Here is an 8,399-nt window from a genome sequence, read left to right as displayed (position 1 = left end):
TTGTTCAAAAGACGGCGGACGGTTATGCCCTCAAGCCCAACAGCAAGGGGGTGGTGCTTATGACGACAAGTGAATTTCTTGGAATAATAAGCCTGTGTGTCACGTTTTTCTCCCTTGGCTATTCCTTAGGCAGAAACTCCAAAAACATACAAAAATAGCCGCCCTTCTCCCAAAAGTCAGCGGCTATGAACCGTTATACTGAGGGCTGACCGTCTGTCGACCGGCAACAACCTCTGTTTGAGATTATACTGACAATTTGAAAATTGTCAACACCGCTTTTCAAGGTTTTCTCTCGTCATTCCGGCGAAAGCCGGAATCCGGTGTCTTTTCAGTATTTGCAATGCTTTACGGAATTTACGCCGGAAAGGCGCAAAAAAAAATCCCGATTTTTTTTCGGGACAGGGTTGTTTTTTGGGCTCTGAAAAGACCCCTTAAAGAGTGGGAGGGGTTGACGATTTTTCGTCGGGCATGGCTTTTCTGAAACAGTTGTATGACCTGCCGAGGTCTGCATTTGCGGCTGTTTCTCGGCAGAGAAGCTGCGCCTTGTACATCTCTCACGCATTACGTGATGCGGCTCTAAACGGAGGTAAGCCCGTTGCTTTTCAGCTAAAGCTCTGCAACACTTCGGTAACGGCACGCCAAGCGGTCGGGTTGCAGGGTTGAGACACGAGGCCTATGCTTTCGGGAAGGAGGCAGGGAAAGCAAGAGCCCTGCGGCTTCGGACAGAAAACGAACGGACGGTACCAGTCACCATCGGTATCCAGCCCAGTAGGAAGTAATCCGGAGTTTTTGGCGCAAGCCAAAATGCTATACGCTATAGGCTATATGCTATATGCGAAATCAAAAGCAAAGGCAAAAGGCATGTGGCAAAAGGCACAGCTTTAAGCGTTAAGCTGGAAGCATTTAGAACCTTTAACTGCGCACTTAGCACTTAGCTTTTTGCTTGCAGCTTTTAGCTTGTAGCTTATAGCTATGTTTACCGTACCCAAAAGCAATTTTGGGGAAATTAAAAACGGCTTGGGAATTCAAGCCGTTTGTTTTCAGTAACGGGCTTCGCCCGTAACGCCGCTGGATTCTGCGCTAAAGCCTGACGGCTTTCCGCAGAAAGACAAGATTAGATAGAATTGTTCCTTGGGTAATTGTTTTCTTATCGTAATTGTCTCTTTTTGTAATTGTATTTTATCGTAATTGTCTCTTTTTGTAATTGTATTTTATCGTAATTGTTCCTTTTGGTAATTGGTTTTTATCGTAATTGGTTTTCTTTGTCTATCCGTTTGCTGCGCTGAGGAAATGTTTGAGCCTGCCGGTTTCCGGCGCGCCGAAGATTTTTTCGGGCGTTCCCTGTTCCATAATTCCGCCGTCCGCAAGGAAGATTACTTTTCCGGCAACGTCGCGGGCAAAGCTCATTTCGTGCGTCGCTACAAGCATTGTCATTTTTTCTTCGGCAAGTTCTTTCATTACCTGAAGCACTTCCTGCGTCAGCTCAGGGTCGAGGGCGGAGGTGGGTTCGTCAAACAGTATTATTTCAGGCCGCACGGCAAGCGCTCTCGCTATCGCGACGCGCTGCTGCTGCCCGCCGGACAGTTCGTACGGGTAGCGGTCTGCTTTCGCTTCAAGTCCCACTTTTTTCAGCAGGTCCATCGCCTCGGGCACCGCTTCTTCAAGTTTTTTCCCCTGCACCGTGACAGGGGCTTCCGTAAGGTTTCCAAGTACAGTCATGTGCGGAAAAAGGTTAAACTGTTGGAAGCACATCGCAGTTTGAGAACAGATCGCTCTCGCTTCATCGTCAGGCGCGTATTTCCCGTCACGCACAAGCCATTTGTCCGCTATACGGATTGAACCGCCGTCCACTGTTTCAAGCCTGTTTATGCAGCGCAGCAGGGTTGATTTGCCGCTGCCAGAAGGACCTATGAGCGATACCGTTTCCCCCTGCTCAACTGTCAGGCTTACGTCATCAAATACTCGCACTTTGCCGAAGCTTTTGCGGAGTTTTTCAATTCTGATGGTTTCTTTAATTTCAGTGTTTGTTTTTGTCATGCTTTCCATTGTTTCACTCCCCGCTACTCGCTGTAGCGCGCGTAGTGTGCTTCAAGCCGCGCAAATACTTTGTTGACGACAAAAGTCATCGCAAGGTAGAAAATTGCGGCAAGCAGGAACGGCGTCATTGTAAATTCGCGCTGCACTATGGTTCTTGCTTCGCGGAGAAGGTCGTTCATCGCAAGCACGTACACGAGTGAGGTGTCTTTTACGAGCGTTATGGTTTCGTTGCAAACCGGAGGAAGTACGCGCTTTATCATCTGAGGGAGTATTATGCGCCGCAGCATCTGCCCGTTTGTGAAACCGAAGGCTTTCGCAGCTTCGTACTGCCCTTTAGGTATTGATTGTATTCCGGCGCGGAAAATTTCCGAGAAATACGCCGCGTAGTTGAGGACAAAGGCAAGCAGCGCCGCCGCAAGTCCCGGAAGCAGTATGCCGAAGTACGGCAGCACAAAGTAAAAAAAGAAGAGCTGGAGCATAAGCGGAGTACCGCGCATTATCCAGCTGTATATTTCTATTGTTTTTGAAACAGCTTTTATCTTGGATATACGTCCGAGCGCAAGCGCAAAGCCGAGCGGCAAGGCAAATGCAAGCGTGGCGAAGAATACCGTCAGCGTTATTTTCGTGCCGTTAAGCATCGGTATGCACATTCTGATTAGCTGTTCCATTCGTTGGACACCCGTATTGTTATAATATGCTGTACGTTATTAGTCTGTACTGCCGCTGTTCGTTTTTGTTTTCCCAAGGCGCGAGATATTATTTCTTAAGCAGAAGGTCGGCGCCGAACCATTTTTCGCTTATTTTCGCGCCGGTTCCGTCTGCCGTGATTTCGTCAATTTTGCTCTGCATAAGATTGCGGAGTGCTTCATTGCCCTTACGGAAGGCTATGCCGAACTGTGCTGAAGGTCCGAAGGCTTTGTCTATGCAGACAAATTTGCCCGGGCGTTTGCTCATGCAGTAGCGTCCGACTATTTCATCTGCGAAAACTCCGTCAAGCCGTCCGTTTTCAAGGTCTATAAAGGCCTCAATGTAGTCCGTATATTTTTTGACGGTAACAGTCTTTTTGAATTCAGGCTGTTTTTCCATGTTGTCGTCTGCGGTGCTGGCGTTCTGAAGTCCGATGGTTTTTCCTGCAAGGTCAGGAAAATCTTTTATTTTGGAATCTATTTTTACAAACAGCAGCTGCCTGTTGTTCATATAAGGGTCGCTGAAAAGCATGTTCTTTTCGCGCTCAGGCGTAATGTCAAGCCCGTTCCAAATGCAGTCGATACGTCCGCTGGACAGTTCCGCTTCCTTGCTCGACCAGTCAATTGCCTTAAATTCAACCGGTACTGACAGACGTTTTGCCACTTCTTTCGCGATATCAATGTCAAAGCCGACAATTTCGTTCTGCTCGTTTTTGAAACCCATCGGCGGGAAGCTGTCGTCAAGTCCGACAACTATTTTTTCAATCTTCGGCGCAGCTGTTTTGCCGCAGCCGCCGAAAGCGCAGTACAACCCTGCTGCTGCCAGAAGTATTGCGATTACCGCGATGATTTTTTTATTCATTTTGTCTCCTCCGTTCGTTCGGCTGCCATAAGCAATATCGCTTTAGCATGTTGTAATGCTATCACAAAAATATGCCGCACGCAAGAAAAAAACTGCCTGACAATTCAGGCAGTTTTGGCTTTTTTGGCTCGCGCGTTCTCTAAAACACGCCTTTATTTTCCGGCAATGTAGCAGGAGTAACCGAGCCGCGTCAGAGTACGCATGTATTCGTCAGCCTGCTGCGCGTTCTCCGCGGCAACGCGCGCACGCCACCACTGCACGCCGTCTTTAACCGGTCCCTCCTGCACGTACGCAGGCAGACCGCTCTTTCTGACTTTGTCTGCTGCCAATGCTATGCCTTTTTTGTTTCCTGAGGCGCAGAACTGTATCACTATGCGGGCTTTTTTCGGAACGTCCGCTTTCTGTTCCAGCGTCTCTGTTTTCGTCTGCGGCTGTTCCGCGGCTTCCGTTTTTTGTACTCTCTGCGGCGTTTCTTTCACGACAGGCGCCTGTTCCTGCTTTGCTTTTGCGTTCTGCACGGGCAGCGGCGCTTTTTTCACGTCCTGTGCCTGTTTCGGAAGCGGTTTTGCCGGTTCCTGCCGTTCTGCTTTTAGGGCGCTTCCGTTCTGTTTGCCGCCTTCCGGCGCTTTTTCCGCGGCGATTTTTTCCGGCTGTTCGAGTTTTTCCGCTTTTTCCGCTTTTTCCGCTTTTTCTGTCTTTTCTGTCTGTATAACGGATTTTTCCTCTGCCGCAGCAGGCTGTGTCTCCTGTGCCATAGCGCAGACCGCTGTTTCTTTATCATTCTTTTCCGGCTGTTTTTCCGGCGCGGATTTCATTTTAACGGCAGCTTCAAGCAGCAGAGGTCTGAGAGAGTAGTCCCGGCGCAGTTCTGTCACAACGGCGTCCGTATAGTCTTCCGCCGGCATTTTTTCCGCGCCTTTGAGGTACACCCTGTACAGCTGCTGTTTGTCCGCAACCTTTTCTATAGCGTCGTCAACGTCTTTCAGAACGTCCTGCAGCAGGGCTTCGCCGTACAGTCTTATCTGTTCCTCAGCGTCTTTTTTAAGTTTCTGCCGCTTTGTTTCGTCTTTTTCTTTTTTAAGCGAGACGGCAAGCTCCGCGTTGATGCGTTTCGCGTAGGCTTCCGTTTCTTCTTTGAAAATTTTGTAGCCTGAGGTGGCGCCGTAAACTTTTCCAACGTCTATGAAGCCGTCCTGCGGAAGCGTCCCGTCCCGCGAAATTTCTTCGGTTTCCCGCGTTGAGGATTTCACGGTATTACAGACCGGCGCCGGTTTGCGCGCCAGCGCTATGCACAACACCGCCGCTGCCGGTATAAGAAAAAGAAAGATTTTTTTGTCCATGGTCTGCCTGACGTTTCCCTTTTATTTTACACCGAGGTATGCCGCCTGAATTTCCTGATTGTTCAGCAGTTCGGCTGATTTGCCTTCCATAACAACTTTTCCCGTCTGCAGAACGTATGCCCTGTCTGAAAGCTGCAGCGCTTTTTTCGCGTTCTGTTCTACGATAAGTATTGTCGTGCCGAGTTCTTTGTTGATAATTTTTAATTCTTTGAAAATTTCGCTGATAATTATCGGCGCAAGCCCGAGCGACGGTTCGTCAAGCAGAAGCACTTCCGGCTTCTGCATAAGAGCCCTGCCGATTGCAAGCATTTGTTGTTCACCGCCGGAGAGCGTGCCGGCGTATTGTTTTTTCCTTTCTTCAAGGCGCGGGAACAGTCTGTATATTTCTTTCAGCTGTGCCGCTATTTCTTTTTTGTCTTTGAGAGGGAACGCGCCCATTTGCAGGTTTTCATAGACGGTAAGCGGCGCAAACACTCTTCTGCCTTCCGGCGATATGCTTATTTTTTCGCATGCGACGCGAAAGCTTTTGTCGGGCAGAGGCTTGCCGTTGAGCAGAATTTCTCCGCCGGCACGCGGAATGTCGCCCATAACCGCGTTCATCATTGTCGTTTTGCCGGCGCCGTTTGCACCGATAACAGAGACTATTTCGCCGCGGAAGACGTCAAGGTCAATTCCTCTCAGCGCCTGAATGGCGCCGTAGCGTACACTTAAATTTCTGACGGAAAGGACAGGTTCCACGTTTATTCCTCCTCTCCGAGATACGCAGCAAGAACTTCGGGATTGTTCTGCACTTCCTGTGCGGTGCCGTCGGCAATTTTAGCACCGAAGTTGATGCAGACAACGTGCGAGCATATATTCATTACGACGTCCATGTGATGCTCTATGAGCAGTATCGTCAGCTTGAAATCCCTGTGAATGCCGCTTATCAGTTCGTTGAGCTCAACAACTTCCTCAGGGTTCATGCCGGCGGCAGGCTCGTCAAGCAGAAGAAGCCCGGGGCGGAGAGCAAGGGCGCGCGCTATTTCAAGTCTGCGCTGCATGCCGTACGGAAGCGTTCCGGCGGTCTGCCCCGCGCGGTCTGCCAGACCGACTCTTTCAAGCAGCGTCATGCTTTCGCCGCGGATTTCCGCTTCAAACTTTTTCCAGCGTCCGAGATGCGTAACCGCTTCCGCGAAGCTGTATTTGTGGAAGTTCTGCGCCGCAGTCATAACGTTTTCAAGCACGGTTGAGCCGCCGAACAGTCTGAGGTTCTGGAAGGTTCTGGCTATGCCGAGCGGCACAATCTGATAGGTTTTCAGTTTGTCTATCCGCTTTCCGTCATAGATGATTTCACCGGAGGCTGCGCCGTACACGCCGCTAACAAGATTAAACACCGTTGTTTTGCCGGCTCCGTTAGGACCGATAAGCCCTGCAAGCTCTCCTTTTTCTATCTTGAAGGAAACTTCGTCAACAGCGGTTACGCCTCCGAAACGGACAGTCAGGTTTTTAACTTCAAGAAGGGTGCTCATTTATTCGCCCTCCTTTGCAGTTTTTTTGCCCGAACCGAAATGCTTTTTGAGATAATCGGGCGTCAGTTCGTTTGTGCCCATGAGTCCCTCAGGACGCAGTATCATGACAAGCACAAGGACAAGCCCGTAGATAAGCATGCGGTATTTTGAAATCGGTCGGAAAAGTTCCGTCACAAGCGTCAGAATCGCCGTGCCTATAAGGCAGCCGCTCATTGAGCCCAAACCGCCGAGAACAACCACGGAAACGAGCTCCGTAGATTTTGCCATGTCAAACATAACAGGCTGGATAAACGAGATAAAGCCTGCGAGCAGCGCTCCGGCAACACCGCAGTAGAAGCCTGAAACCGCAAGGCTCAAAACACGGCAGTGTGCCGTGTTGAAGCCAAGCAGCGAAGCCGCCACGTAGTCGTCGCGGCATGCCTTAAAAGCGCGTCCGTAACGGCTGTTCACAAGATAGAACATTCCGAAGGTCATAACAAGGAAAAACGCCAGCACCACAGGCAGAGTAGTGTAGTTGTCAATGCCCGGATAACCTCTTGCTCCGCGCGTGACGCTCTCCCAGTTTTCTATTATCAGGCGTATTGCCTCGCCGAGACCTAAAGAAGCAATCGTGTAGTAGTCGCCTGCAAGCTTCAGCGTCGGAAGACCGATAAGATACGCGCAGACCATCGCGAGCAGACCGCCGGCAAGAATTGCCAGAACAAAATGAAGATTGAACTGCACCGTAAGAATTGCCGCCGTGTACGCGCCGATAACCATGTAGCCTGCGTGTCCCAGCGTGTAAATTCCGGTAAAGCCTGTAAACAGCGACACACCGAGAGAGGCTATGCAGTTAATGGCAAGGAGCGTGATAATACCTGACGAATAACCCATACCCGTCACCTACACTTTCTCGCTGACGGCTTTGCCGAAAAGCCCTGACGGACGTATTATCAGTGTAACGATAAGCAGGAAGAATACGACAAGGTCGCGGAACTGGCTTGATACAAAGCCTGCGGTAAGCATTTCCGCAAGTCCGAGAATAAGGCTGCCGGCAACAGCCCCGGGAAGGGAGCCGAGACCGCCTATAACCGCCGCCACGAAAGCCTTTGTCGTTATCGTGCTGCCGAGCTGAGGATAAAGAGTGTAGCGCGCGGAAAGGAAAATGCCGCCGACCGCCGCAAAAAGCCCCGCAACAAAAAATACTATCGCAATCAGGCGGTTGACGTTGACACCCATAAGCGACGCCGTGCGCAGGTTGCAGGAAGCGGCGCGGATCGCAAGCCCCCATTTTGTCCTGTTGAGAAAAAGCTGCAGCGCGACAAGAGAAATGACTGAAACAACAAGCGAAAGTATATCAAACGCGCTTGTCGTCGCAAAGCCGAAAACACTGACAGGCTGCATTGGAAGCACAGGCGGCAGCGCCCTGAAACGCCCGCCTATCGTAACGACGAAAAGATTTTCGATAACTATGCTCATACCCATTGAAGCAATGAGAAGATAGAGCGTTACCGGCGTGCGCTCGCGTATCGGACGGTATGCGAAACGCTCAACAAGTATCGCCGAAAAACCGGCGCCGAGAACAGCCGCAAACGATGCCGTCCAAATTCCCGCTCCGTAAGACATCAGCGCGTAATAACAGATGTAACCGCCGATGACAAGGAAACCGCCGTGCGCGAAATTGGAGAACAGCAGTATCGAATAGACAAGAGAATATCCGACAGCTATCAGCGCGTAAACGGAGCCGAGCGACAAGCCGTTGATAATCTGCTGGACAATATCCAAAATTTATACACCCCTTCGCGGATCAGCACCGCACAAAACATAACGCAGGCTGACCCTGCATCCCAAATTGTCAGTCAATTCAAAAAAGTCATAAGATTGCCGCAGCCATTATAACATACATAAAGGGCAAGCTGCCCTGCCCTTTATGTATTCAAAAAATTTCTCTGCTATTTGGGCTGGATAACCTTGTAAAAATGTCCTT

At 50.1% G+C, this 8,399-nt stretch carries 8 protein-coding genes; all 8 read right to left on the bottom strand.

Features of this window, described 5'->3' with window-relative positions:
• Nucleotides 1-1,266 precede the first annotated feature (1,266 nt).
• The gene (locus tag KBS54_01520) at nucleotides 1,267-2,037 is read right to left on the bottom strand and encodes an amino acid ABC transporter ATP-binding protein (GenBank protein ID MBQ0054809.1); all 771 of its coding nucleotides are present in this window, start codon (nucleotides 2,035-2,037) and stop codon (nucleotides 1,267-1,269) included.
• A gap of 23 nt (nucleotides 2,038-2,060) precedes the next feature.
• Nucleotides 2,061-2,705 (bottom strand): amino acid ABC transporter permease, encoded by a 645-nt coding sequence (locus KBS54_01515; protein MBQ0054808.1) that lies wholly within the window; start codon nucleotides 2,703-2,705, stop codon nucleotides 2,061-2,063.
• 88 nt (nucleotides 2,706-2,793) lie between these two features.
• On the bottom strand, nucleotides 2,794-3,585 hold the full coding sequence (locus tag KBS54_01510) for an amino acid ABC transporter substrate-binding protein (protein MBQ0054807.1): 792 nt from the start codon (nucleotides 3,583-3,585) through the stop codon (nucleotides 2,794-2,796).
• Between the two features lie 152 nt (nucleotides 3,586-3,737).
• A complete protein-coding gene (locus KBS54_01505) occupies nucleotides 3,738-4,925 on the bottom strand; it encodes a hypothetical protein (GenBank protein ID MBQ0054806.1) in 1,188 nt (395 codons plus the stop codon).
• Nucleotides 4,926-4,946: 21 nt separating this feature from the next.
• A complete protein-coding gene (locus KBS54_01500) occupies nucleotides 4,947-5,669 on the bottom strand; it encodes an ABC transporter ATP-binding protein (protein MBQ0054805.1) in 723 nt (240 codons plus the stop codon).
• Nucleotides 5,666-6,433: an ABC transporter ATP-binding protein gene (locus KBS54_01495; GenBank protein ID MBQ0054804.1), complete on the bottom strand. Its 768-nt coding sequence runs from the start codon at nucleotides 6,431-6,433 to the stop codon at nucleotides 5,666-5,668. The genes KBS54_01500 and KBS54_01495 overlap by 4 nt, the downstream gene beginning before the upstream one ends.
• Nucleotides 6,434-7,306, bottom strand: coding sequence for a branched-chain amino acid ABC transporter permease (locus tag KBS54_01490; protein MBQ0054803.1), 873 nt, complete (start codon nucleotides 7,304-7,306; stop codon nucleotides 6,434-6,436). It lies immediately after the preceding gene.
• Between the two features lie 9 nt (nucleotides 7,307-7,315).
• Nucleotides 7,316-8,200: a branched-chain amino acid ABC transporter permease gene (locus tag KBS54_01485; GenBank protein ID MBQ0054802.1), complete on the bottom strand. Its 885-nt coding sequence runs from the start codon at nucleotides 8,198-8,200 to the stop codon at nucleotides 7,316-7,318.
• Between the last annotated feature and the right edge of the window lie 199 nt (nucleotides 8,201-8,399).

This window comes from Candidatus Equadaptatus faecalis (genome assembly GCA_018065065.1).
In the GTDB taxonomy this organism is placed as follows: domain Bacteria; phylum Synergistota; class Synergistia; order Synergistales; family Synergistaceae; genus Equadaptatus; species Equadaptatus faecalis.
The sequence above is the reverse complement of the archived record's forward strand: the minus strand, read 5'-3'. Positions and strand labels throughout refer to the sequence as shown.